The 24,912-nt window shown below is 64.3% G+C and carries 25 protein-coding genes and 1 tRNA gene; 12 read left to right on the top strand and 14 right to left on the bottom strand.

Annotation, left to right across the window (positions count from 1 at the left end):
* Positions 1-163 precede the first annotated feature (163 nt).
* The 7 genes from PSAL_RS08030 to PSAL_RS08000 all read right to left on the bottom strand — a co-directional run bounded on the left by PSAL_RS08030 (position 164) and on the right by PSAL_RS08000 (position 8,377).
* Positions 164-2,353 (bottom strand): 3-hydroxyacyl-CoA dehydrogenase NAD-binding domain-containing protein, encoded by a 2,190-nt coding sequence (locus PSAL_RS08030; RefSeq protein WP_119838905.1) that lies wholly within the window; start codon positions 2,351-2,353, stop codon positions 164-166.
* A complete protein-coding gene (locus tag PSAL_RS08025) occupies positions 2,350-2,838 on the bottom strand; it encodes a cupin domain-containing protein (RefSeq protein WP_119838904.1) in 489 nt (162 codons plus the stop codon). Before PSAL_RS08025 ends, PSAL_RS08030 begins: the two co-directional genes overlap by 4 nt.
* The gene (locus PSAL_RS08020) at positions 2,838-4,049 is read right to left on the bottom strand and encodes an acetyl-CoA C-acetyltransferase (RefSeq protein WP_119838903.1); all 1,212 of its coding nucleotides are present in this window, start codon (positions 4,047-4,049) and stop codon (positions 2,838-2,840) included. The genes PSAL_RS08025 and PSAL_RS08020 overlap by 1 nt, the downstream gene beginning before the upstream one ends.
* Before the next feature lie 103 nt (positions 4,050-4,152).
* Entirely contained in the window at positions 4,153-4,791 is a 639-nt protein-coding gene (locus PSAL_RS08015; protein WP_119838902.1) for a glutathione S-transferase family protein, read from the bottom strand.
* Between the two features lie 472 nt (positions 4,792-5,263).
* A complete protein-coding gene (locus PSAL_RS08010; RefSeq protein WP_119839077.1) occupies positions 5,264-7,042 on the bottom strand; it encodes an acyl-CoA dehydrogenase C-terminal domain-containing protein in 1,779 nt (592 codons plus the stop codon).
* A gap of 42 nt (positions 7,043-7,084) precedes the next feature.
* Complete coding sequence (locus PSAL_RS08005; protein WP_119838901.1) at positions 7,085-7,492, bottom strand: MerR family transcriptional regulator; 408 nt, start codon at positions 7,490-7,492, stop codon at positions 7,085-7,087.
* 510 nt (positions 7,493-8,002) lie between these two features.
* A complete protein-coding gene (locus PSAL_RS08000) occupies positions 8,003-8,377 on the bottom strand; it encodes a MerR family transcriptional regulator (RefSeq protein WP_119838900.1) in 375 nt (124 codons plus the stop codon).
* 221 nt (positions 8,378-8,598) lie between these two features.
* Between PSAL_RS08000 and PSAL_RS07995 the strand changes: the two genes are divergently transcribed.
* From PSAL_RS07995 to PSAL_RS07985, 3 genes are read left to right on the top strand one after another with little or no spacing between them, the layout of a single operon-like run.
* On the top strand, positions 8,599-9,063 hold the full coding sequence (locus PSAL_RS07995) for a PaaI family thioesterase (RefSeq protein WP_119839076.1): 465 nt from the start codon (positions 8,599-8,601) through the stop codon (positions 9,061-9,063).
* Entirely contained in the window at positions 9,060-9,569 is a 510-nt protein-coding gene (locus PSAL_RS07990) for a PaaI family thioesterase (RefSeq protein WP_119838899.1), read from the top strand. The genes PSAL_RS07995 and PSAL_RS07990 overlap by 4 nt, the downstream gene beginning before the upstream one ends.
* Positions 9,566-10,918 carry an MATE family efflux transporter gene (locus PSAL_RS07985; protein ID WP_119838898.1) on the top strand — a complete coding sequence of 451 codons (1,353 nt, stop codon included), beginning with the start codon at positions 9,566-9,568 and terminating at the stop codon, positions 10,916-10,918. Before PSAL_RS07990 ends, PSAL_RS07985 begins: the two co-directional genes overlap by 4 nt.
* Before the next feature lie 46 nt (positions 10,919-10,964).
* Here the strand turns inward: PSAL_RS07985 and arsC are convergent, their stop codons facing one another.
* Genes arsC through PSAL_RS07970 form a run of 3 tightly spaced genes read right to left on the bottom strand, consistent with a single transcriptional unit; the run spans position 10,965 to position 12,782 of the window.
* Positions 10,965-11,306: an arsenate reductase (glutaredoxin) gene (gene arsC / locus PSAL_RS07980; protein ID WP_119838897.1), complete on the bottom strand. Its 342-nt coding sequence runs from the start codon at positions 11,304-11,306 to the stop codon at positions 10,965-10,967.
* A 58-nt stretch (positions 11,307-11,364) separates the two neighbouring features.
* Entirely contained in the window at positions 11,365-12,447 is a 1,083-nt protein-coding gene (locus tag PSAL_RS07975) for a quinone-dependent dihydroorotate dehydrogenase (protein WP_231388650.1), read from the bottom strand.
* Positions 12,444-12,782, bottom strand: coding sequence for a DUF952 domain-containing protein (locus tag PSAL_RS07970; RefSeq protein WP_119838896.1), 339 nt, complete (start codon positions 12,780-12,782; stop codon positions 12,444-12,446). The genes PSAL_RS07975 and PSAL_RS07970 overlap by 4 nt, the downstream gene beginning before the upstream one ends.
* Positions 12,783-13,179: 397 nt before the next feature.
* Here PSAL_RS07970 and PSAL_RS07965 point away from each other — a divergent pair, with 397 nt between their 5' ends.
* From PSAL_RS07965 to PSAL_RS07940, 6 genes are all read left to right on the top strand, one after another.
* On the top strand, positions 13,180-14,751 hold the full coding sequence (locus tag PSAL_RS07965; protein ID WP_119838895.1) for a bifunctional metallophosphatase/5'-nucleotidase: 1,572 nt from the start codon (positions 13,180-13,182) through the stop codon (positions 14,749-14,751).
* A 148-nt stretch (positions 14,752-14,899) separates the two neighbouring features.
* A complete protein-coding gene (locus tag PSAL_RS07960; protein WP_119838894.1) occupies positions 14,900-15,208 on the top strand; it encodes a DnaJ family domain-containing protein in 309 nt (102 codons plus the stop codon).
* A 5-nt stretch (positions 15,209-15,213) separates the two neighbouring features.
* On the top strand, positions 15,214-15,879 hold the full coding sequence (locus PSAL_RS07955; protein WP_119838893.1) for an SOS response-associated peptidase: 666 nt from the start codon (positions 15,214-15,216) through the stop codon (positions 15,877-15,879).
* A 105-nt stretch (positions 15,880-15,984) separates the two neighbouring features.
* Positions 15,985-16,335 carry a DUF883 family protein gene (locus PSAL_RS07950; protein ID WP_119838892.1) on the top strand — a complete coding sequence of 117 codons (351 nt, stop codon included), beginning with the start codon at positions 15,985-15,987 and terminating at the stop codon, positions 16,333-16,335.
* 7 nt (positions 16,336-16,342) lie between these two features.
* Positions 16,343-16,762, top strand: coding sequence for a phage holin family protein (locus PSAL_RS07945; protein WP_119838891.1), 420 nt, complete (start codon positions 16,343-16,345; stop codon positions 16,760-16,762).
* Between the two features lie 273 nt (positions 16,763-17,035).
* The gene (locus PSAL_RS07940) at positions 17,036-18,280 is read left to right on the top strand and encodes an NAD(P)/FAD-dependent oxidoreductase (RefSeq protein WP_119838890.1); all 1,245 of its coding nucleotides are present in this window, start codon (positions 17,036-17,038) and stop codon (positions 18,278-18,280) included.
* A gap of 70 nt (positions 18,281-18,350) precedes the next feature.
* Here the strand turns inward: PSAL_RS07940 and PSAL_RS07935 are convergent.
* Positions 18,351-18,424 (bottom strand) — tRNA-Gly (locus PSAL_RS07935).
* Positions 18,425-18,680: 256 nt separating this feature from the next.
* Here PSAL_RS07935 and PSAL_RS07930 point away from each other — a divergent pair.
* Entirely contained in the window at positions 18,681-19,610 is a 930-nt protein-coding gene (locus tag PSAL_RS07930) for a GAF domain-containing protein (RefSeq protein WP_119838889.1), read from the top strand.
* A 148-nt stretch (positions 19,611-19,758) separates the two neighbouring features.
* A complete protein-coding gene (adh, locus tag PSAL_RS07925; RefSeq protein WP_119838888.1) occupies positions 19,759-21,279 on the top strand; it encodes an aldehyde dehydrogenase in 1,521 nt (506 codons plus the stop codon).
* Positions 21,280-21,376: 97 nt separating this feature from the next.
* On the opposite strand, the gene PSAL_RS07920 is transcribed toward adh, so the two are convergent.
* From PSAL_RS07920 to PSAL_RS07910, 3 genes are read right to left on the bottom strand one after another with little or no spacing between them, the layout of a single operon-like run.
* The gene (locus PSAL_RS07920) at positions 21,377-22,675 is read right to left on the bottom strand and encodes a TRAP transporter large permease (protein ID WP_119839074.1); all 1,299 of its coding nucleotides are present in this window, start codon (positions 22,673-22,675) and stop codon (positions 21,377-21,379) included.
* A gap of 15 nt (positions 22,676-22,690) precedes the next feature.
* Positions 22,691-23,230 carry a TRAP transporter small permease gene (locus PSAL_RS07915; protein WP_119838887.1) on the bottom strand — a complete coding sequence of 180 codons (540 nt, stop codon included), beginning with the start codon at positions 23,228-23,230 and terminating at the stop codon, positions 22,691-22,693.
* Positions 23,227-24,243, bottom strand: a complete 1,017-nt coding sequence (locus PSAL_RS07910; protein ID WP_119838886.1) for a TRAP transporter substrate-binding protein — start codon at positions 24,241-24,243, stop codon at positions 23,227-23,229. Before PSAL_RS07910 ends, PSAL_RS07915 begins: the two co-directional genes overlap by 4 nt.
* Positions 24,244-24,397: 154 nt before the next feature.
* Between PSAL_RS07910 and PSAL_RS07905 the strand changes: the two genes are divergently transcribed.
* Positions 24,398-24,898, top strand: coding sequence for a MarR family winged helix-turn-helix transcriptional regulator (locus tag PSAL_RS07905; RefSeq protein ID WP_119838885.1), 501 nt, complete (start codon positions 24,398-24,400; stop codon positions 24,896-24,898).
* Positions 24,899-24,912 lie beyond the last annotated feature (14 nt).

Here is a 24,912-nt window from a genome sequence, read left to right as displayed (position 1 = left end):
GCGGCATCCCGGCCAGCCACGCGGGCCCCGAAATCACGGCCCTGCTGCTGTGTTTTTCCCGCTATGTTCTGCTGCCGGAACCACTGGCAATGGCGCCCTTCGCCAAGGCAAAACCGCCCGGAGTTCCCTCCGGGCGGCCTGATCTGCATATTGTCGTCGCGCCTCAGGCAGCGGCTGCTTCCGGTCCGAAGCGCTTGTAGAAACTCTGACCCTTGGCCGCCATGTCGCGCAGCAGGTCGGGGCAGGCAAAACGCGGGCCGAAGGTCTCGGCCAGTTGGTCGCAGCGTTCGGCGGCATAGGGCGTGCCGATCATGTCGAGCCAGGCAAAGGGCCCGCCGGACCAGGGCATGAAGCCCCAGCCGAGGATCGCGCCGACATCGCCTTCGCGGATGTCTTCCAGCACGCCCTCTTCCAGCGCGCGCACCGCTTCCAGCACCTGTGAGAAGATCAGGCGATGCTGGACCTCGATCAGGCTCGGCTGGTCATCCTTCAGCGGATATTGCGTCTCCAACCCGTCCCAAAGGCTCGTGCGCTTGCCCTTCTCGTCGTAGCTGTAGAAGCCCGCCTTGGTCTTGCGGCCCAGGCGGCCTTCGTCGTGCAGCCAGAACATCAGCGCGTCGACCCCTGCGGCATCCGCCGGATAGGCATCGCCCATGGCCGCCTTTGTCGCCTTGGCGATCTTCACCCCAAGGTCGATCGAGGTCTCGTCGATCAGTTGCAGTGGCCCCACCGGCATGCCGAGGATGCGCGCCGCATGTTCGACCAGCACCGGCGACACCCCTTCGCTGACCATCCGCCCCCCTTCGTTCAGGTAGGGGATGATGCAGCGGTTGGCGTAGAAGAAGCGCGCATCGTTGACCACGATGGGCGTCTTGCGGATCTGGCGCACGAAGTCGAGCGCCTTGGCCACGGCCCGGTCACCGGTCTGCTTGCCCTTGATGATCTCGACCAACGCCATCTTTTCGACCGGCGAAAAGAAGTGGATTCCGATGAACTGCCCGGGCCGGGAAGAGGCCTTGGCCAGCTCCGAAATCGGCAGGGTCGAGGTGTTGGAAGCAAAGATGCAATCCTCGGGGATCACCGCCTCGACGGCCTTGGTGACCTCGGCCTTGATGGCCGGGTCCTCGAAGACGGCCTCGATGATCAGGTCCGCATCCGACAAGGCGGCGTAATCGGTGGTCGCGGTGATCCGCGCCAGCACCTGTTCCTTCTTCTCGGGCGTCGCCTTCTTGCGTTTGATGCCTTCGTCGAGCCAGGTTTCCGTATTGGCCCGGCCGCGATCAGCAGCCTCCTGCTTCTGGTCGATCAGCACGACCTCGATACCGGCATTCGCCGCGACCAGCGCGATGCCCGCGCCCATCATGCCCGCGCCCAGCACGCCGAGCTTGCTGACCTTCTGGTCCGGCGCCTCGGGGCGGTTCGCGCCCTTCTCCAGCGCTTCCTTGTTCAGGAACAGCGACCGGATCATGTTGGCCGACGAGGGGTTCATGAGGACTGAGGTGAACCAGCGCGCCTCGATCTTGAGGGCGGTATCGAAGGGCACCATGAGGCCCTCGTAGATGGCGCTCAGCATGGCCTTGGGGGCCGGGTAGGCGCCCCAGGTCTGGGCCATGATCATCGCATTGGCACCGACGAAGGTCTGGAAACCGGCCGGGTGGTAGGGCGCGCCACCGGGCACCTTGTATCCCTTGGCGTCCCAGGGTTTCACGATATCGGCAGGCCCGGCGGCCAGTACCCATTCCCGGGCGGCGGCCAGCGGATCCTCGGCCACCTCGTCGATGAGGCCGGCCTTGGCAGCCCCCTTGGGGTCGCTCAGCTTGCCCTGCAAAAGGAAGGCAGAGGCATTCATCACGCCGAGCTTGCGCACCAGGCGTGTGGTGCCGCCCGAACCGGGGAAGATCCCGACCTGGATTTCCGGCAGGCCGATCTTGGCCCTGGGGTTGTCGGCGGCAAAGATCCGGTGGCAGGACAGCGGCAGTTCCAGCCCGATGCCAAGCGCCGTGCCGGGCAGGGCGGCCGCGACGGGCTTGCCCCCCTTCATGGTCTTGAGGTCGGCGCCGGCCAGCTCGATCTTGCGCAGCAGGTGGTGCAGGGCCATGACGCCGTCGAAGACGCCCTCGACCCCTTCTTCCTTGAAGCCCGCGATGACGTTCAGGTCCATCCCCGCCGCAAAGGTGTCCTTGCCCGAGGTGATGACGATGCCCCTAACGGCCTCGTCGGCCAGCGCCGCATCGACATGCGCGCCCAGCTCGTCGGCACCTGCCAGGGTCAGGACGTTCATGCTTTTGCCCGGCAGATCCCAGGTGATGATCGCGACGCCCTCGGCGTCGATTTCCATGTTGAATTCGGTCATGTCTCGCTCCCTTGAGAGGACCCGGCCTGGGGTCCGTCAATCCGTGTGCCGTCGCGGCGGATCAGCCGCCGCGCGCCGTTTTCGCGAATGAGGATCTTGTCGATCTCTGAATAGTGCACCACATCGTCCGCCTTGCGGCTGCCTACGATCAGGTAGGAACAGGGCGCGCCCGAGCGGTTCACCACATGGTGTCCGTTCGCCACGCCCGCCGGCCAGCAGCAGGCGTCGCCGGGCTGCAGCAGATGGGTGCCGTCGTCTTCCACCAGCGTCGCTTCACCGCTCAGCATGTAGAGGAACTCGTCCTCCTGCTCGTGCCAGTGCCGGTCCGAGGATTTCGATCCCGGTTGCAGCGTCTCGACAAAGGCGCCGAACTGGCCAAGGCCGCCGGTGTCAGAATAAAGCAGCGCTTCAAACGGACCCAGATGCGCCGCCTGTTCGGGCGTGCCGCTGTCGCGACGTGCCTCTGCATGGCGGATGACGACCATCAGACCAGCTCGATGATCGTCGCCGCGCCCATGCCGGAGGCAACGCAAAGCGTGGCCAGACCGGTGCCTTTGCCGCTGCGCTCCATCTCGTCGAGCAGCGTGCCGATGATGATCGCGCCGGAAGCCCCCAGCGGGTGACCCATGGCGATGGCGCCGCCGTTCACGTTCAGTTTGGAATGATCGACGTCGAAGGCCTGCATGAAACGCAGGACCACGGCGGAAAATGCCTCGTTCACCTCGAACAGGTCGATGTCGCCGATCTCCATACCCGCGTCCTTCAGGATCTTCTGGGTCGCGGGGACGGGGCCGGTCAGCATGATCGTCGGATCGGTGCCGATCTTGGCGGTGGCGCGGATGCGGGCGCGGGGCTTCAGCCCATGCGCTTCGCCGAATTCCTTCGAGCCGATCAGGATCGCCGCCGACCCGTCCACGATGCCCGAGGAGTTCCCCGCATGGTGGACGTGGTTGATCGCCTCGAGATGCGGGTATTTGAGCATTGCGACCTTGTCGAAGCCGGGCATCACCTCACCCATTTCGCGGAACGATGCCTTGAGCGAGCCGAGTGCCTGCATATCGGTGCCGGGGCGCATGTATTCGTCGTGATCCAGGATCGGCAGGCCGTTGACGTCGCGGATGGTGATGATGCTCTTGGCAAAGCGCTTGGCTTCCCAAGCGGCAGTCGCGCGCTTCTGGCTTTCGACGGCAAAGGCATCGACGTCGTCGCGCGAAAATCCGTATTCGGTTGCGATGATGTCGGCACTGATGCCCTGGGGCACGAAATAGCTGTCCATGGCCACGGTCGGATCCACGGCAATGGCGGCGCCATCCGAACCCATGGCGACGCGGCTCATGCATTCGACACCGCCGGCGATATAGGCCGCGCCCGCGCCGCCCTTCACCTGGTTGGCAGCCAGGTTCACGGCCTCCATGCCGGAGGCACAGAAGCGGTTGATCGACAGGCCGGGGATGGATTCATCCAGATCCGAGGCCAGCACGGTCGTCCGCGCCAGGCACCCGCCCTGTTCGAAAGCCTGGGTGGCGTTGCCCCAGATCACATCCTCGACCGCGTGGCCTTCAAGGCCCGAGCGTTCGCGGATCGCGTTCAGCATCTGCTTGCCCAAGGCGACAGATGTCACCTCGTGCAGGCTGCCATCCTTGCGCCCCTTGCCACGCGGGCTGCGCACGGCATCGTAGATATAGGCTTCGGTCATGGGGTCCTCCGTCCAATTGAAACTGCAGGGCTCCTCCGCCCTCTTCTTGTGCCTATCTCATCAGGCGGGGCGGCAATTTCCACCACGACGTTGCGTTGCAGTTTCACAGACCGCGATCCGAAGGCCGCCCGGGCATGAGGTCATAGGGATGCTTCCAGCCCGGAAGATCTGCGATATTGTCCAGCCAGCGGTCGATATTGGGCCATTCGACGCGATCAAAGGTGAAAGGCTCCGGGTAATAGAGGTAGCCGCAGTTCGAGAAATCCGCATGGGTGGGCCCATTCCCAACCAGCCAGTCCCGGCCCTCCAGCACACGATTGAGCGTTGCAAGGGCGGATTTGAGCCGCGCGGTGACAAAGCCGATGACCTCCTGGTTGCGCTTTTCCTCCGGCAGGAAGTTCATTTGGAAACGCAGCATGCCAGCCTGGCTCGACATCTTGTGATTGTCGAAGAAAACCCATTTCATCACGTCGCGCGCCTCGTCCGGCGTCGCGCCGCCGAACTTGCCGGTCTTCTCGGTGATATACATCTGGATCACCCCGGACTGGGCCAGCGTAAGGTCGCCATCGACCATAACAGGCGCCTCGCCGATGGGGTTCAGTGCAAGGTATTCGGCGCTGCGGGTCGCGCCGTGAAAGAAATCTACCTTCACCGGCTCCCAATCGAGCCCGGACAGGGCCAAAGGCAGGGCCGCCTTGTAGGAATTTCCGCTTTCGCCGAAGCAATGGAGTTTGATGGTCATGGGGCTCTCCCGGATGTTGGCAGGGCAGGTGGGGGTTTCACACCCCCACACCCCCTCGGAGTATTTATGGCCAGATGATGAAGAGCAGGTCACGATAATTTAACTACACATCGGGCAGGCTTGCCGTGCGTTACAGGCTGGAGAGCCGATGGACGTGCCAGGTGACGCCCCGCTCCGACATATCCGGTAGCCAATCCGGTGGAGCAGAGCGGGGCGGAGCCACTTTGCCCTACAAGAAACCGTACATTGAGAGCCCCTGCCTGATGCGTCAGGCGCGGCTCTTTCATCTGGCCGGAAATACTCCCGCCGGAGGCATTGACCGTTCTCAGCCGCTGCGCAGGCCTTTTGGGGACTGCGCCTGGGCAGGTCCCCCTAGAAACACGAAAGGGGAACACACCATTGCCAATGTATTCCCCGGTCCGTGAGTGCGGCATTTTCCGCCTTTCAGTCCCGTTTCACCCGACATGCGGGCTCAGAACTGGTCCTCGTCTAGGGCCATGACTGGATCTGCTCCGGAAAGGATCCGTTGCAAGTGCATGGCGGTCGCGGGCAGGCGGCGGGACATGTAGTAGCGCCCCGTCACCAGTTTCGTCTTGTAGAACGCTGCGTCGCCAGTGCCCTCTTCGAGCTTTGACTTCGCGGCAACAGCCATGCGGGACCACATGTACCCAAGGCAGACGTGCCCGAAGAGATGCATGAAGTCATAGGATCCGGCGAGCGCGTGATTGGGGTTCTTCATTCCGCTTTGCATGAAGAACATCGCTGCTTCCTGAAGCTGTTTGGACGAGGCCTTCAGCGGTTCGATGAACTGGGCGTCGATCTCTGCGTCCCCGGCGTTGTCCTTGCAGAAGCTCTTGATCAGATCGAAGAAGGCCAGCGCGGTCTTGCCGCCCTTGAGGCCGAGCTTGCGCCCGACAAGGTCCAGCGCCTGCACGCCATTGGCGCCTTCGTATATCATGGTGATCCGGGCATCGCGGGTAAACTGGGACATGCCCTGTTCCTCGATATAGCCGTGACCGCCAAAGATCTGCTGGGCCTGCACCGTCATGTCGTAGCCCTGGTCGGTCAGGAAGCCCTTCAGTACCGGGGTCAGGAGCGAGATCATCGCTTCGGCCTCTTCGTCGCCCGTGGCGCGGGCCCGGTCGATCATCGTGCTGCCCCAGAGGCCGAAGGCGCGGGCGCCCTCGATGAAGCTTTTCTGATCCATCAGCATCCTGCGTACGTCCGGGTGGACGATGATCGGATCTGCCGGTCCATCGGGGTTCTTCACGCCGGTCACGTCGCGGCCCTGCAGCCGTTCGCGCGCATAGATCACCGCGTTCTGGTAGGCCGCGACCGCCTGGGACAGGCCCTGCATACCGACGCCGAGCCGGGCTTCGTTCATCATTGTGAACATTGCCCTCATGCCCTTGTGTGCATCGCCCAGCAGATAGCCGGTCGAGCCGTCATAGTTCATCACGCAGGTGGCATTGCCGTGGATACCCATCTTCTCTTCGACCTTGCCGACGGAGACGCCGTTCAGATCGCCGAGCGTACCGTCGTCCTTGACGATGAACTTCGGCACGATGAACAGCGACACGCCCTTGATGCCATCCGGCCCGCCGGGGATCTTGGCCAGCACCAGGTGGATCACGTTGTCGGCCATGTCGTGGTCGCCGGCAGAGATGAAGATCTTGGTGCCGGTGATGCTGTAGGAGCCGTCCTCCTGCGGCACGGCCTTGCTGCGCATCAGACCCAGGTCCGTGCCGCATTGCGGCTCGGTCAGGTTCATGGTGCCGGTCCATTCGCAGCTGACCATCTTGGGCAGGAACATGGCCTTCTGACCGTCCGAGCCATGGGCATGGATCGCCGAATAGGCGCCATGGGTCAGGCCGGGGTACATCATGAAGGCCTGATTGGCGGCCGAGAACATCTCTCCGGTTGCTACCGAAAGGATATAGGGCATTCCCTGGCCGCCGTAATCGGGATCACAATCAAGACCCGTCCAGCCGCCCTCCCGCAGCTGGTCGAAAGCCTTCTTGAAACCGGGCGGCGTGCGGACCACTCCGTTTTCAAGGCTGACGCCGTGCTGATCGCCGATGGCGTTCAGGGGCGCGATAACCTCGGTGGAAATCCTGGCGGCTTCGCCAAGAATCGCCGCGGTGAAATCACGATCCAGATCGGAATACCCCGGCACATCCTGTGCAGGAACGTCCAGAACATCGTGGATCACGAATTGCAGATCATCAGTCGGACCGGTGTAGCTGGGCATCTTGTCCTCCCCCAAGCCTTCGTTTTCACGCGGCCCGGCGGATCATTCCGCCGCTTTTTTCGGCTCCTGGTTCGAACCGATCAGCTTGGCCGCCCATTCCATCTGCTCTCTCAACTCGTCGATCGCGACGTCCAGTTCGGCACGTTGGGTTTCCATCGCCGTCAGGCGTTCTCTGGCCAGATCATGGGCCTTGACCAGTTGCGTCTGTTGCTGGTCACCCAAGTCGTAAAGGTCGAGAAGCTGACGGATCTCCTCCAGGCTGAAGCCAAAGCGCTTGCCGCGCAGGATCAGCTTGAGACGGGCCCGGTCGCGCCGCGTGAACAGCCGTTTCTGGCCTTCGCGGATCGGAAAGAGCAGCTCCTTCGCTTCATAGAACCGCAGGGTTCTGGGCGTCACCTCGAAGGTGTCGCACATCCTGCGGATCGTCATCAGTTCCTGTGTCTCTGTCATATCTTACCTATCGAATTCTTACGACTGGCGGGAAATGCAGGCGACGGTTCATGAATACAAGGCCCTTTGAGTTGACGTAACTGGTACGTCACGTCACGGATTGCTTGACGTTAGATAAATTTCGTTCGGGCGCTAACATTCGAAATTTCCTAAGGTGTTCAGAAGCGAGAGGGCTGACCCCCGGTCACCCGGAGCCTGTTTCATTTCCATTTCGTCGCTGTCCGGAACGATTCGTCCGAACCGTTCCCTGACATGTTCCCGACCCTGTTTCCCGGTTCCGGGCCGACCAACCGGGCCGTCCGAAGTCCGATGTTCCGGCGCCGGAGGTGGGATCCCTTGCCGTAAAAGTTTCATGTAGAATTCATGTATTTCGCGCGGTGGGGAAGTCAAAGCCACCGGCGCTTTCCCGCGGCCCCATGCGCGTGATCCCGCGTCTGGGGGCAGTCGGGCGGGCAAGGGTCTGCCATGCCGCAAGCCTTCAGGCGCGGGCTGCGAGCGGGCGAACGTGCTTCAGTCGACGCCCAGTTCGGCCTTGGTGCTGTCGCGCAGGCGTTGCAGTTCTTCCATGGCCTCGTCGATATGGCGGCGCTGTTCGGCCAGTTCGCTCATCTGTTGATCGGCCATCTCGATCCACAGGTGCATCTGCGCTTCGCTGCCCTGCTGTTCGCGCATTTCCAGCCATTGGCGGATCGCTTCCAGGGAAAAGCCGAAACGGCGGCCGCGCATGATCAGCGTCATCCGTGCCACTTCGCGCGATCCGTACCACCGCGCACGGCCTTCACGGTCGGGGCCGAGAAGCTCGATATATTCGTAATAGCGCAGGGTCCGGGGCGTTACCTCGAACTTTTCGCACATCTCTCGGAAACTGAGCGGTTTTTCGGTCATCGGCTATCGGGATCCGGCATGGGTGGGCAACATCCCTGACGGTAGTCGGTGATCCGGCCAAGGGCAACAGCGACGTCTTGCCCTTGGCGGGGATAAGAGTTTCTATGCCGGGACCGAAAGGGAACCCTATGGCGCAAGAACACGATACCCCGCACACCGACCCGCAGCGCGATCCGCCGGGGGAATTCCAGGCCGAAACGCTGGTCGATCCCCATGCCGACATGCTGCAACTGGCGCGGAAATTTTCGGCCAGCCTGCCCCATGCCCGCGCCCTTGGTATCACGGCCGAGGCGATGGCGCCGGGGCGTGCGACCTATGCCATGCCCTATGACAAGCGTTTCATCGGCGACCCCGAGACCGGGGTGATGGCCGGCGGTGTGCTGTCGGTGCTGCTGGACACCAGCTGCGGCGCCTCGGTTCTGAGCCATCCCTTGTGTAACGGGCAGACGGCGACGCTGGACCTGCGGATTGACTACATGCGCGCCGCCACGCCGGGGCAGGGCCTGCGGGCGGAGGCGGAATGCTATCACGTCACCCGCTCGGTCGCCTTCGTGCGGGCCAACGCCTATGACAACGATTCCGACAGCCCCGTGGCCAGTGCTGCAGGGGCCTTTACCTTCCAGAGCCGCGCGCCGGGCGAGAGCCCGGACAATGCCCTTTCCCCCAAGCCGGAGGCAGGCGCATGATCCGGCCCGAACCCGTCCAGGTCATCAAGCAGCGGCGCGATGCCGCCCTGCAGGCGCTGGTCGGCGGGGTGCCCTATATCGGTTTCATGGGCATCCGCTTTGACCGGCGCGGGGATGAATTGACCGGCATCCTGCCCTACGCCGAGATGCTGATCGGCAATCCCGCCTTGCCGGCGCTGCACGGCGGTGCGACGGCGGCCTTTCTCGAGGTTACCGCGCTGATCAGCCTGAGCTGGAGCCTGCTGTGGCAGGATCTGGAAAGCGGGGTTCTGGACCCCGACGACGTGGCGGCGGGCAAGCTGCCGCGCCTGCCCAAGACCATCGGCGTAACGGTCGATTACCTGCGCTCGGGCCTGCCGCGTGATGCCTATGCGCGGGCCGAAGTGTCGCGATCCGGGCGGCGCTATGCCTCGGTCCGGGTCGAGGCCTGGCAGGACAACAGGGCGCGACCCATTGCCCAGGCCTCGGGTCATTTCCTGATGCCGCAGCGGGCGCCCGACGCATGAGCATTTCCGAGGCGGCCGCAGCGGCGGCAAGTCCGGAGGGGGGCAAGCGGCTGACCCATCGGCGGGTCCTGAAGATCGCCGTGCCCATCGTGCTGTCCAACGCCACGGTGCCGATCCTTGGCGCGGTGGATACCGGCGTGGTGGGCCAGCTGGGCACCGCCGCGCCGATCGGTGCGGTGGGGATCGGGGCCATCGTGCTGACCGCGCTTTACTGGGTCTTCGGCTTTCTGCGCATGGGCACCACGGGGCTGACGGCCAATGCCGCCGGCGCCGGTGACCGGGCCGAGGTCGCCGCGCTGCTGACCCGGGCCCTGATGCTGGGCCTTGCCGCCGGTTTCCTGATCCTTGCGCTGCAGGGCGGGCTGTTCCGGCTGGCCTTCCTGATCTCGCCCGCCTCGGCCGAGGTCGAGGATCTGGCGCGGCAATACATGGGCATCCGCGTCTGGTCGGCACCCGCCGCCGTGGCCGCCTATGGCATCACCGGCTGGCTGATCGCGCAGGAACGCACCGGCGCGGTGCTTGTGCTGCAACTGGTGATGAACGCGGTCAACATCAGCCTCGACGTGATTTTCGTGCTGGTGCTGGACTGGGGCGTGCCGGGTGTGGCCGCGGCGACCTTCATCGCCGAATGGGTTGGCTTCGGCCTTGGGCTGTGGCTGTGCCGGGCGGCCTTCCGGGTGCCGTCCTGGCGCGACTGGGAACGGGTCTTCGACCGGGCCGGACTGATCCGCATGGCGCTGGTCAACCGCGACATCCTGTTGCGATCCCTCGCCCTGCAGGTGATCTTTCTCAGCTTCATGTTCACCGGCGCGCGTTTCGGCGACATCCAGCTGGCCGCCAACCAGGTGCTGCTGCAATTCCTCGAAATCACGGCCTTTGCGCTGGACGGTTTCGCCTTTGCGGCCGAGGCGCTGGTGGGCCAGGCGATGGGGCGGCGCGATGTGACCGGCCTGCGACGCGCGGTGCTGCTTAGCTCGATCTGGGCAGCGGTGATCTGCCTCGGGCTGGCGGGGCTGTTTGCCCTGACCGGCGGCGGGCTGATCGACCTGATGACCACCTCGGAAAACGTGCGGGCCGCGGCGCGCAGCTATCTGCCCTGGATGGTTGCGGTGCCGGTGCTGGGCATCCCGGCCTGGATGCTGGACGGAGTCTTCATCGGCGCGACACGGGCCGAGGACATGCGCAACATGATGCTGCTCAGCCTCGCGATCTATGTGGCCTGTGCGCTGGTGCTGGTGCCGATGCTGGGCAATCACGGGCTATGGGCGGCCTTCCTGATCAGCTTCGTGGCGCGGGGGGTGACCCTTGGCGCGCGCTATCCGGCGCTGGAAAGGTCGGCGGGGGCCTGACTGCCCTTTTATCTGACAGCCCGGCGGCTGGTCCGCCGGGCGGAAGTCAAATCAGTTCCAGCACCGTTTCGGGTGGCCGTCCGATCACCGCGCGTTTGCCCTGAAAGGCGATGGGGCGTTCGATCAGGCGGGGGTGCTTTGACATGGCGTCGATCAGCACCTCTTCGCTGTCGTCGCGCGACAGGCCAAGCTCGCGGAACAGCGGTTCCCTGACGCGCATCATGGCGATGGCCGGAACGCCCAGCATCGCCAGGATGACCCGCAGGTCGGTGCCATCCGGCGGGTTGTCGAGGTAGCGCCGCTCGGTCAGGTCCGCGCCCGCGTCCTGCAACAGCTTCAGCGCCTCGCGGGATTTGGAGCAGCGCGGATTGTGCCAGATGGTGATCATCGGATTCTCCTCTCGGGGGCGTGTCTCAGGGGCGTGTCTCAGGGGTGGCGCGGTCGGATCACAGCCATTCGTGCCGGCCGGTCCCGACAGCCTCGGCGACATTGGCAAAGCCGTCGCGTTCGAGCAGGGCATCGAGACCATGCGCGATCCGGGGTACAAGGCTCAGCCCTTCATAGACCAGCGCCGAATACAGCTGCACCGCCGAGGCGCCGGCGCGGATCTTGGCATAGGCCTGTTCGGGCGTGGCGATGCCGCCGACACCGATCAGGGGCAGGGCGCCATCGGTCAGCTGCGACAGGCGGGCCAGCACGCGGGTGGAGATTTCGAACAGCGGCGCGCCGGACAAGCCGCCCGCCTCGCCACGATGGGCCGAGGCCAGCCCGTCGCGCGACAGGGTGGTATTGCTGGCGACGATGCCGGAAACGCCGCTGGACAGGGCGACCTCGGCGATATCTTCAAGCTCGGGCGGGGACAGGTCGGGCGCGATCTTGAGGAAGATAGGGATCGGACGGGGCAGATCGGCGCGCACCTGCATGACCCCGGCCAGCAGCGCGCCAAGGGCCGCCTTGCCCTGAAGATCGCGCAGCTTTTCGGTATTGGGGGAGGAGACATTGACGGTCGCGAAATCAAGATGCGCGCCACAGTGGGACAGCACGCGGGCGAAATCCGCCGCCTTGTCGTCGCTGTCCTTGTTGGCGCCAAGGTTCAGCCCGACGATGCCGCCCCCGCTGCGCGCCGCGAGACGGGCGCAGATCGCCTCCATCCCGTCATTGTTGAAGCCGAAGCGGTTGATGACGGCGCGGTCCTCGGTCAGGCGGAACAGGCGCGGTTTGGGGTTGCCCGGTTGCGGGCGTGGCGTGGCCGCGCCGACCTCGACAAAGCCGAACCCGGCGCGGGCCAGCGGGCCAAGCGCCACGGCATTCTTGTCGAACCCTGCCGCCAGCCCGACCGGATTGGGCAGGTCCAGCCCGGCCAGCGCAATGCGCAGACGGTCCGAGGTGACCATGCCGCCAAGCGGCACAAGGCCCGCGCGCAACGCATGCAGCGACAGCCCATGGGCGCGCTCGGGATCGCAACGGTGCAGCAGGCCAAGGCCGAGGGCCTCGATCCCCTTGCCGATGCTGCCCCCCTTGCTGGTCACAACAGGCCGTCCGGGAACAGGTGGCGCCCGCCGGACAGGGGCAGAGCCCAGTGGCTGGAGACATCTTCCATCCGCAGTTTGCGATAAAGATGCGGGAACTGTTTGCCTCCGCGCGAGCTTTCCCATTTCAGGTCCGCTTCCATGGCCTCGGGATCGCAGGCCGCCAGGATCAGCTCATCCTGATCCTTGAAGTGCAGCGCGGCGGTTTCGGCCACGGTGTCGGCCGAGGAAAAGTGGATGTACCCGTCTTCCAGGTCGATCGGCGCGCCGGCGGTTTCGCCCTGCGCGACAAGTTCATCCCATTCGGTCTTGCGGAAAATCTTGTAAATCATGATGGCCTCCGGATGCCCGCTAATCGGTCACCCGTCAAGGTATTGCACCCGTGGGGCAGGGCAAGCGTCTTTGGAGGGGGGGCGTCAGTCTTCGCCAGCCCGCTCACCGCGACGCGACAGAGCCGGACAGGGTCCCCTTGAACGAAACGGCGCACGCGCGCAATGTAACGGGAACATGACATTTCTGCCGCTGCGCTAATCGCCGGTGCCCGCTTACCGCAATGTCATCGGTCCGTGGCTGAAATCTGCTTTGACAGGGGAAGCTTTGGCGGGGACCATCCCGGAATCGGATGAACTTGTCGCCTGATCTGACGGGGGGCGGGATTTACCCCGGACCTCGCTGAACCCCGGATTTCGTTGACCTCCGGATCCCGACTGTACCTTGGAAAAGGACCCCAATATGTCTTTCCGCCTTCTTGCCGGCACCGCCGTTCTTGCCCTTTCGGCCAGCGCTGCCATGGCCGATTATTCCCTGACCATCCTGCACACCAATGATTTCCATTCCCGGTTCGAGCCGGTCAGCAAGTACGATTCCAGCTGCTCGTCCGAGGAAAACACCGAAGGCAAGTGCTTTGGCGGTTCCGCGCGTCTGGTGACGGCCATCGCCGACGCGCGTGCGCGGGCCGAAAATTCGATCCTCGTGGATGGGGGCGACCAGTTCCAGGGCACGCTGTTCTACACCTACTACAAGGGCAAGCTGGCCGCCGAGATGATGAACAAGGAAGGCTATGACGCGATGACCGTGGGCAACCACGAATTCGACGATGGCCCCGAGGTTCTGCGCGGCTTCATGGATGCGGTCGACTTCCCGGTGCTGATGTCCAATGCGGATGTTTCGGGCGAACCGATGCTGGCCGATACGCTGATGAAGTCCACCGTTCTTGAGGTGGGTGGCGAAAAGATCGGGCTGATCGGGCTGACGACCGAGGACACGCCGGAAATCTCATCCCCCGGTCCGAATGTGCATTTCACAGATTCGATCGAAGCAGTTCAGGGCGAAGTCGACAAGCTGACGGCCGAGGGTGTGAACAAGATCGTCGTGCTGTCCCATTCCGGCTATGGCGTCGATCAGGCGGTGGCTGCCGGAACGACGGGCGTCGATGTGATCGTCGGAGGGCACACCAACACCCTGCTGGGTGATATGGACGGCGCCGAAGGGCCCTATCCGACCATGGTCAACGACGTGGCCATCGTGTCGGCCTATGCCTACGGCAAGTTTCTCGGCGAGTTGAACGTGACCTTCGACGATGACGGAAACATCCTGGAAGCCGCCGGTGCGCCGCTGTCGATGGACAATATGGTGACCGAGGACGAGGCCACCGTGGCCCGCATCGCTGAAGCGGCTGCTCCGCTGGAGGAAATCCGCACCAAGGTGATCGGCGAAGCGGCCGAGGCGATCGAAGGGGACCGTACGGTCTGCCGGGCCGTGGAATGCCCGATGGGCAACCTGGTGGCCGATGCCATGTTGGACCGTGTGGCGGATCAGGGTGTGACCATCGCGATCACCAATGGCGGCGGCCTGCGGGCCTCGATCGATGCGGGCGAGGTCACCATGGGCGAAGTCTATACGGTGCTGCCGTTCCAGAACACGCTTGCCACCTTCGAAACCAGCGGCGCGACCTTGGCCGAGGCACTTGAAAACGGCGTCAGCGAAGTCGAGGAAGGTGGCGGGCGCTTCCCGCAGGTCGCGGGCATCAAGTTCACCTTCGATGTTTCCAAAGACGTGGGCAGCCGGATCAGCGACGTGATGGTCGCAGAGGGCGAGAGCTGGGTGCCGGTCGACCCGGAGGCGAGCTATCTGGTGGCGACGAACAACTTTGTGCGCAATGGCGGCGACGGCTATTCGATGTTCTCGGATGCCGAAAATGCCTATGATTTCGGTCCTGACCTGGCCGAAGTGCTGGCGGCCTATGTTGCCGAACATGCGCCCTACAAGCCCTACACCGACGGTCGCATCACCAAGGCCGAGTGATGTCAGCGCCCGCGATTTCGGTCGCGGGCATGCAGGGGCCGTGCCCCTTGGGTGGCAAGCCGGAGCGGCTTGCCACCTTGAGTATTTCCGGCCAGATGAAAGAGCCGGGAGCGGCGCCCGGGCGTGAAACGGAAAGGGAGTTGGGGACATGGATCACCCGTTGATCGACCTCATCAATGCGCGGATCGAGAAGGCCGAGGCCGAAGGCGCCTTTGATGATCTTCCCGGTGCCGGGCAGCCCTTGCCGGATTGCGACGATCCCGAAAACGCGCTTCTCAACCGGCTGATGCAGGAGGCGGGCGGGGCGCCGGAATTCGTGACGCTGGCGCGCAGCCTGAAGACCCTGCGGGCCGAACTGGCCGAGGAGGGCGACCGGAGCCGCCGGCGCGAGATCCTGAAAGAGATGTCGATGACCGAGGCCCGGATGGACATCGCCCGCCGCGACTGGAGCCGCTAGGCCCGATGTGTGGACGTTTCGCCACGACCCTGCCGACCGAGGCCATGGTCAAGCTGTTCGAGGCCACCCCGGCCAATGACCTGCCCGAAGTGCCGCAGTTCAATGTCTGCCCGACCACGCCCGTCGCCACCCTGCGCGCTGGTGACACGGGACGGCGTCTGCTGGCGCCGATGCGCTGGGGATTTCTGCCCCATTGGTACAAAAGCCCGACCGACGGCCCCTTGCTGATCAATGCGCGGGCCGAGACCATTGCCGAAAAGCCCGCTTTTCGCGCCGCCTGCCGGACCCGGCGCTGCCTGATCCCTTCGGCGGGGTTCTATGAATGGCACCGTGCCGGGGAAAAAAAGCTGCCTTGGTTCATTCGTCGCCGGGATGGTCAGCCACTGGTGATGGCAGGGATCTTTCAGGAATGGGAGAGCGGCGACACCAGCCTGATGACCTGCGCCATCGTCACCACCGCGGCAAATGGGGTTCTGGCGCCGATCCACCACCGCATGCCTGTCGTTCTTGCGCCGGCGGACTGGCCCCTTTGGCTTGGCGAGAAGGGCAAGGGCGCGGCGTCTTTGATGGTGCCCGCACCTGAGGATGTGCTGGAGCGCTACCGCGTGGGCGGCGCGGTCAATTCCAACCGGGCAAGCGGCCCCGCCCTGATGCAGCCGCTGGAAACATGACCCGGACGGGCGCGCGAAATCGTTGCACTGCAGCGAAGGATGTGGAACCCTTTAGGGGAGGTCACCGTTAGTCCTTAGATTGTGGTTTCATAGGAGGGTGTCGATATGGCCGAGGCCAGCATTGCGAAAACGAGCGCTGACGAGAAGAACCCGAACGGACCGACGGATAGCGCCGATGTCCAGGCGCAGTTGCGTGAACTGCGCAACGATGTCTCCGAGCTGACAAAACTGCTTGGGGAATACGGACAGGCGCAGAAAAGCTATTACACCGGAGCTGCCCGTGCCAAGGCCGAGCAGTTGAAAGGCGACGCCGAAGCGAGCTATTTCAAGGCCGAGGAACAGGCGCGCGAAGCCTATGCCCAGGCGGAAAGCAAGATCCGCGAAAATCCGGGCGCATCGGTCGCGATTGCCTCCGGTGTCGGCTTTCTCGTCGGTCTGCTGATGTCGCGGCGCTAAGGATATCATGTTCGGATCGCTGAAATATTCCCTGGCCCGGATAGTGCGCAAGGCGGGCTATTCCGCCGGGGCCATCGTGATGATGCTGATCGGCCTCGGTTTCCTTACCGGGGCCGCATGGCTGTACCTGGTCGAGATCCGAAGCCCGCTGTTTGCCGCCCTGGTGATCGGCGGGGCCTATTTCGGCATTGGTTTGGTGCTGGCAGCCCTGGCAAATGTCGACCGACCGGTCCCGATGGCGCACAGGGCATCGCACGAACCTCCGGCGGCCGGATCCTCTGCCGGGCTGATCGCGGCCTTGCTGCAGGGCATCGGGGCCGGGATCGCCGCGGGTGGCGCCCGCAAGGCGCCGCCTCCGCCACCCCCGGCGCCGCCTGCACCCCCACCGGCGCCTTATCCCGACAACCAGCGCCCGCCCCGGTTCTGAGGTGCCGCGCCGCCCTGAGCGAAGTCCCGCGATTGGCAGGGGCGTGGACGCAGTGGTGGGCGCAGTGAATGCCGGGCACCGGCTCCCTTGGCGGCGCAATTTTTGGTGATGACGCTAACAGTGACTGCTATTTCAGCAATCGCGGTTTCCGCCGTACAAGCCGGGTCAATCTGCATAGCCGATAAGGCGGGTTTTCCTTCTTTCTCCTACGAATAGGCTTCCGTTGGGCCGAAATTTGCCGTTTTCTACAGTCGCTTGACGACGGAAGAGACGATGCAGGTAGCAGTAATCGGGGCCGGGGTGATCGGGGTCAGTTGCGCCCTTTCCCTACGCGCACGCGGCGCGGATGTGGTGATCTACGACAACGACGGCCCCGCCGCAGGCGCGTCGCGTCGCAATGCCGGCATCTTTGCCACCTATGCCGTTGTCCCCGAATTCACCCCCGGCCTGCTGCGCCGTGTCCCCGAAATGCTGCTGAACCCGCAGGGGGCCCTGTCGCTGCGCCTGGGGCATCTGCCCCGGTTGCTGCCCTGGGGTCTGCGGGCCCTGCGCGCCGCGCGCCCCGCGCGGGTGGCCGAGGTGACAGAGGCGCTTTCGGCGCTGCTGCACCGCGTGACCCCGGACAGCGAAGTGATGCTGAGCGGCGCGGCCGCTCTGGACCTTCGCCGAAAGAGCGGGGCCTTGCATATCTTTCACAATACCACCGCGCGGTCTGCAAAGGATGCGGAATGGGACGAGATGGCCCGCCGGGGTATACCCTTTGAACCGCTGGATCAGGCGGAGATCGCCGCGTTGGAGCCCGCAATCGCGGCGGAATATGCGGCCGGATATCATCTGACCGACGTTTATCAGGCGGTCGATCCCGAACAGATCGTGCGGCGTCTCTTTGCCCATTACCTGCGCGAAGGCGGTCGGTTCGAACCGGGTCATGTCCGTTCCGTCGACACGGCAGGGACGGCGGCGGGGGCCCGGTTGCGCTTTGGCGATGGTGGTGAGCGGCGGCATGACGCGGTGGTGATCGCCGCCGGAGTACATTCGACAGCGCTGGCTCGTGGTCTCGATCTGCGCCTGCCACTGGAGGCAGAGCGCGGCTATAACACCACCTTGCCGGCGCCGGGTCTGGTGTTGAACCGGCCGGTCTGCGTCGTGGACAGCGGCTATTACATGAGCCCGATGAACAAGGGGCTGCGCATCGGCGGCAAGGTCGAACTGGCCGGGCTGAAGGCCGCGCCGCGCTGGTCGCGAGCCAATGTGATGGTCGAGCATGCCCGCGGCGTCCTGCCGGGGCTGAATCCCGAGGCCGGAAAGCGCTGGATGGGCCTGCGGCCATCGACCCCGGACAGCCTTCCGGTGATCGGCCCGGTGCCGGGTCACCCTGCGGTGATGCTGGCCTGCGGTCATGGCCATCTGGGCCTGACGCTGGCCGCGCCAACGGGCGAACTGGTGGCGCAATTGCTGTCGGGAGAGCCGACAGATGTCGACCCCGCGCCCTATAGCGCAACGCGTTTCACCCGCTAGCACGGGACGTCACCAGCACGGGACGCCGCCAGCACACGGGGCACATCAGATCATCTATCCGGGGAATTGTTGGAGCGGGTAGCGGGAATCGAACCCGCACGACTAGCTTGGAAGGCTAGGGCGCTACCATTACACCATACCCGCTCAACGGGTCCGAGACATATTGCGGGGCCGCTGCGGGGTCAAGCGGGATAATGGCGGGATATCGATGCAAACGGCTGTGAGGCGGCAAAACCGTGCCGTCCCGACGGGGCAGGCGCGATCCCTCGGCCCGGAAGATTGCCGGGAAAAATGCCGGGAAATATTGACAAGGCAAATTGTCAGATGCCGCCGCAGCCATTATCTGTAGGGCAGCGGAGGAGAGATCATTACAGAAAAGACGCGTCATATCGATACGGTGATGCGTGCCGTGGGCTCGGGTTCGGCGGCGGCGCGATCCTGGCTTGCGGCGTCCTGGCGCCGTTCGGCGGAGCGGCACGGGCTTGATCCGGGTGGGGCTGCCGAGGCGCGGATGCTGGATGGCACGTCGCTTGCCCTGCGGCGCGAACGCCATGATCGGTTCCTTCAGGTGGCGGCGCCGAAGCTGGACCAACTGTTCGGTCTGGTCGGGGACTCGGGCTGCGCGGTGCTGCTGACTGACGAAACGGGCATCGTGCTGGACCGGCGCTGTACCGAAGGGGACGCGGCGACCTTTTGCGACTGGGGCCTGACGCCCGGCGCGGATTGGAGCGAAGCGGCCGAGGGCACCAACGGCATCGGCACCTGCCTGACCGAGGAGCGTCGGGTCACCATCCACCGCGACGAACATTTCCTGGCCCGCAACATCGGGATGAGCTGCATGGACGCGCCGATCTTCGGGGCCGACGGACAGCTTGTCGCGGCGCTGGATATTTCCTCGGCCCGTGCGGATCAGACAGAAGGCTTCAACCGTCTGATCGCGGCGACGGTCGATCAGACGGCCCGTGCCATAGAGGCCGAGTTCTTTCGTGTCTCCTTCCCCGGTGCGCGGATCGTGGTGGCCGACAGTGGCGATCATCCGGGCTCCATGCTGCTGGCGGTGGACAAGGACGACATCGTGATCGGTGCCACCCGCAATGCCCGCCGCGCGCTTGGGCTTGAACCGGTGGGGCGGTTGGTGCCGCGCCCGGCGCCGGATATCCTTGGCCGGGAAGAAGGCGCCACGGGCTTTGAAAAGGCCGAACGCGCCGCCGTCATGCGCGCGCTGACCCGTGCGGGGGGCAATGTATCGCAGGCGGCGCGGGCGCTCGGCATCGGGCGGGCGACCCTGTACCGGCGGATGAAGCGGCTTGGGATCGGCGAACAAGGTTAGCCGACCCGCCTGATCCCCCGTCCGATTGTCTCATCCCTGAGACAGATGGCCCGGCGCGGGTCTGGCCCCCGGGCTGACAGGGGACCAAGCCCGGCTACAGATAGATCCAGCACCGGGTGGAGGACCCGGTCAAAGAGGAGGATCTATCATGAACCAGATGGTGCAATTCGCGGACCATTTCACATCGCCGTTCCGCACGCGGTACGACAATTACATCGGGGGCACCTTCGTGCCCCCGGTCGGCGGGCAGTATTTCGACAATATCACCCCCATCACAGGCGAGGTCGTCTGCCAGATCGCCCGCTCTGGCGCGGCGGACGTGGACCTGGCGCTGGATGCCGCCCATGCCGCGAAAGGGGCCTGGGGCAGGACATCGGCCGCGGAACGGTCCAACCTGCTGCTGAAGGTTGCCGATGTGATCGAGGCGAACCTGAACCTGATCGCCTCGGCCGAGACCTGGGACAACGGCAAGCCGATCCGCGAGACGATGAATGCCGACATTCCGCTGGCCATCGACCATTTCCGCTATTTCGCCGGGGTGCTGCGCGGGCAGGAAGGCTCCATGTCGGAAATCGACGCGGATACGGTGGCCTATCATTACCACGAACCGCTTGGGGTGGTCGGGCAGATCATCCCGTGGAACTTCTCGATCCTGATGGCCGCGTGGAAGCTGGCGCCGGCGCTGGCGGCGGGTAATTGCGTGGTGCTCAAGCCGGCCGAACAGACCCCGGCGGCGATCCTCGTGCTGGCCGAGCTGATCGGTGACCTGCTGCCCGCCGGTGTGCTGAACATCGTCAACGGCTACGGGGCCGAGGTCGGCGCGCCGCTGGCAAAGTCCAACCGGATCGCCAAGATCGCCTTTACCGGATCGACCGCGACGGGGCGGATGATCATGAAATACGCCACCGAGAACCTGATCCCCGTGACGCTGGAACTGGGGGGCAAATCGCCCAACATCTTCTTCAGCGACGTGATGGCAAGGGACGATGCCTTTCTCGACAAGGCAATCGAGGGCTTCGTGCTGTTCGCCTTCAACCAGGGCGAGGTCTGCACCTGTCCGTCCCGTGCGCTGATCCAGGAAGACATCTACGAGGCCTTCATCGAACGTGCCATCGAACGGGTGAAGGCCATCAAGCAGGGCGACCCCCGCCTGCCCGACACCATGGTCGGGGCGCAGGCCAGCGCCGAGCAGCAGGAAAAGATCCTGTCCTACCTGCAGATCGGCGTCGAAGAGGGCGCGCAGGTGCTGACGGGCGGTGCGGCGGCCGATGTGGGCGCGGACCTTGCCAAAGGGTACTATATCCAGCCGACGATCCTGAAGGGGCACAACAAGATGCGCGTCTTCCAGGAGGAAATCTTTGGCCCGGTGGTCTCGGTCACCACCTTCAAGGACGAAGCCGAAGCCATGGAGATCGCCAATGACACGATGTACGGCCTTGGCGCCGGTGTCTGGTCGCGCGACATGAACACCTGCTACCGCTTCGGGCGCGGGGTCGAGGCCGGGCGCGTCTGGGTCAACAACTACCATGCCTATCCCGCCCATGCGGCCTTTGGTGGCTACAAGCAATCGGGGATCGGGCGGGAAAACCACAAGATGATGCTGGATCACTATCAGCAGACCAAGAACATGCTGGTCAGCTACAACCCCAACAAGCTCGGCTTCTTCTGAAGCAGGCTTCGGTTTCGGGTTTGGGGTTTGCGGCATGGCCGCAAACCCGGCGGGCAGGGCGGTCTGATCCGTCCTGCCCGCAATTCATCAGGCTGGCCTACATCGAATTGGGCAGGAACAGCACCAGCCCCGGCACCGCGATCAGCAGGGCCACGCGCAGGATGTCCATCGCCACGAAGGGCAGCAAGCCGCGGAAGATCGTGCCAAGTTCCACATCCTTGACCACCGAGCGCAGCACGAAGGCGTTCATGCCCACCGGCGGGGTGATGTAGGAAATCTCGGTAATCACCACCACGAAGATGCCGAACCAGATCAGGTCGAAACCTAGCGCCGAGACCACCGGGTAGAAGATCGGCACGGTCAGCATGATCATCGACAGCCCTTCCAGCACGCAGCCCAGCACCAGATAGACCACGAGGATGGTCAGGATCACGGTCATCGGCCCGTCTCCGAAGCTGGTGACGAAGGTCTGGATGTCCCGCGTCATGCCCGAAAGGTTGACGTAGTTGGTAAAGGTCAGCGCGCCGAACAGGATGAAGAACATCATTGCCGTGGTCTTGGCCGCGTCGAACAGTGTCGCGAAGGCGGTCGAGACCGAGAACTTGCCCGACAGCACCGTCAGCAGCAGCGCACCGGCCGCGCCCATGCCGGCGCTTTCGGTCGGTGTGAAGATGCCAAGGTAGATACCGCCCATGACGAAGACGAACAGCACGATGGCGCCGGCCGTGCCCTTCAGGGCGCGCAGCCGGTCGGCCAGCGGCAGCTTGGGTTCGGTCGCAAGTTCCAGCCCGCGGAACTTGACGGAAATCACCACGGCGGCGGCATAGCCGAGCACGCCCAGAAGGCCCGGCACGATCCCGGCCAGGAACAGCTTGCCGATGTCCTGCTGGGTCATGATGCCGTAGAAGACCAGGATCACCGAAGGCGGGATCAGGATGCCGAGGGTGCCCCCGGCGGCGATCGAGGCGGTGGAAAGCTCGTCGGGATAGCCGAAACGCCGCATCGAGGGCAGCGAGATCCGCGTCATCGTGGCCGCCGTCGCCATCGATGAGCCGCAGACCGACGAAAAGCCGCCGCAGGCGATGACCGTGGCCAGGGCCAGCCCGCCCTTGCGGTGGCGCAGCCAGGCATGGGCGGCGTCATAAAGATCGCGCGCGATCCCGGACTGGACGACGAAATTGCCCATCAGCAGGAACAGTGGCAGCACAGACAGCGAATAGCTGCGCCCCTGATCGAAGAAGGTCGTGCCAAGCAGCGACAGGGCCGGCGTCCAGCCGATGATGGCCACGGTACCGCCCAGCCCGATCAGGGTCAGCGCAACGGAAATCGGCATGCCGAGCAGCAGCAGGACAAGAAGGCTCACCATACCGGTGGGCCAGGAGGCTAGAAAGGACATGGACATGAGGATCCCTCAGGGGCGGCGCAGCGCAGAGCGCAGATCGCGCAGCGCCACGTAAAGCGTGACAAGCACCGCGACGGCGGCACAGGCCGCACAGAGCCAGGCGAAAGGGGCGACCGGGATGCGCAGGGAATTGGTGACACCGTTATAGCCGCCGATCTGGTTGCCATAGACCCAAAGCCGCCATGCGACGACGCCGAAGATCCCGGATGAAACCAGCGCCAGCAGGGCGCGCCGCCAGGGCTGGATCCAGCCCGGCATCTGGCTGGTAACCAGGTCCACGGTGACATGATCGTCGTCCAGGCAGACCGCCGGCAGGCCGATGAAGATCACCGACACCAGCAGGATCTCTGTCAGTTCGGTGGCCCCGATGACCGGCGAATTGAAGATGTAGCGCCCCAGCACATCGACCACGGTCAGGCCCATCATGGCCAGCAGCAGCAGGCCGCAGACCACTGCCAGCACCTTGCGGGGCCAGCGCCGGTGGCCGGGGCCCGGAGACGTCGCCGTCTCCGGGCCCTTGGCAAAGGTTTCTGCCGGGCTCGGGCTCATTCAGCCGCGACCTTTGCGATTTCGGCACGCATCATGGTCAAGGCCGCCGCCGCATCGACACCGGTTTCACCGACCTCGGCCATCTTGGCCTCGACGATGGGTTCCAGCGCCGCGGTCCAGGCGTCGGCCTGTTCTTGGGTGGCCGAGGTCACGGTGATCTTGTCCTTCATGGCTTCGATCCCTGCGGCATCGGCGCGGTCCCACATCTGCCCGGCCATGCGGGCCAGGGCCTCGCCTGTCACGCTGTCGATCTGGGTCTGTTCCTCGGGCGTCAGGCTTTCCCACTTGGCCTTGTTCATGACGATGTAGAACGAGGTGTTATACAGCCCGCCGGGCACCGAGATGCCTTGGGAAAGTTGCGGGATCAGACCGAAGAAGCTGACGGATTCATAGGGAAAGAAGATCCCGTCCGCGACACCCTGACTCAGCAGTTCATAGGCCTTGGAGGAGGGGCCTTCGACCGGCACGGCGCCAAGGGCCGTGGTGATTTCCTGAATGATACCACCGCCGACGCGCATCTTCTTGCCGTCCAGCACATCGGTCGCGGTCACGTCACCGTCCTTGATGAAGATCTCGCCCGGGCCATGGGTGAAGACCGCCAGCACCTTGACCTCGTCATATTCGCCGGCCGGTTTCAGCATCTCTTCCCAGGTGCGCCAGTAGGCGACCGAGACGGCCTCGGCACTATCCCCGAGGAAGGGCAGCTCGGCCAGGTTGGTGGTCTTGAACCGGCCCGGCGAATAGCCCTGCACACCAAAGGTGATATCGGCCACGCCATTGACGGCAAAGTCGAAATGCGCCGGCGGCGGGCCAAGCGGGGCAGGCAGGATATTGGTGGTGACGCTGCCGCCGGTGGCCGCTTCGATCTGTTCGGTCATCGGCACGATGACTTCCGAGACCAGCGGATGGGTCGGCGGCAACCAGTTCGCCACGGTCAGCGTGGTCTGGGCCATCGCCGGCGCGGTCAGGGCCAGGGCGGCCGTCGCGGTCATTGCAAGCTTCTTGAAGAGCATTTCAGTTTCCCTGTTGAGTTGTTGGTCGTTCCTGCGAAATATCGGAAAGTTCACGTAACCATTCTTGGTATTTTTGACGTATTTCCGAGTAACAAGTTCCAGAGCCGCCACGCCGGACCACAGATGGCCGGGCAGGGACGAGAAAAGAGGCAAAATGACAGATCTTCCGCAAGAGAAGAGCGATCCGGCGCAAAGCGATGCGGGGGGAAAGACGGGACCCGAGCGGGACTTTCAAAAGCAGGATTGGCCCTACTACTGGATCACCCGCACCTCGGCGCGCTATCTGCTGGCGATGGAAAAGCGACTGAAGGCCGCCGGGCTGGACGTGCCGCGCTGGCGCGTGCTGATGACGCTCTACGAAGACGAACATCTGAGCGTTTCCGAGATTTCCGAGGTCTGCATCATCAAGCTGAACACGGCGACGAAGATCATCCAGCGCATGGTGGCCGACGATCTTGTCACCACCCGGCCGCGCGCCCGGGATGCCCGCGTCACCGAGGTTGCCCTGACCCCGAAGGGCGATGCCCGCCGACACGAGGCCCATGCCATTGCAGAGCAGGTCTTTGCCGCCAGCTTCGGGGATTTCTCGGTCGAGGAACAGGTGCTTCTGAACGCCATGCTGCAGCGCGTCTTCACCAGTCTGGAAGATGTCTGACGCCCGCGTCATGC

This window comes from Pseudooceanicola algae (assembly GCF_003590145.2).
Lineage (GTDB): Bacteria > Pseudomonadota > Alphaproteobacteria > Rhodobacterales > Rhodobacteraceae > Pseudooceanicola > Pseudooceanicola algae.
This window is presented reverse-complemented; position numbering and strand designations above follow the sequence as displayed.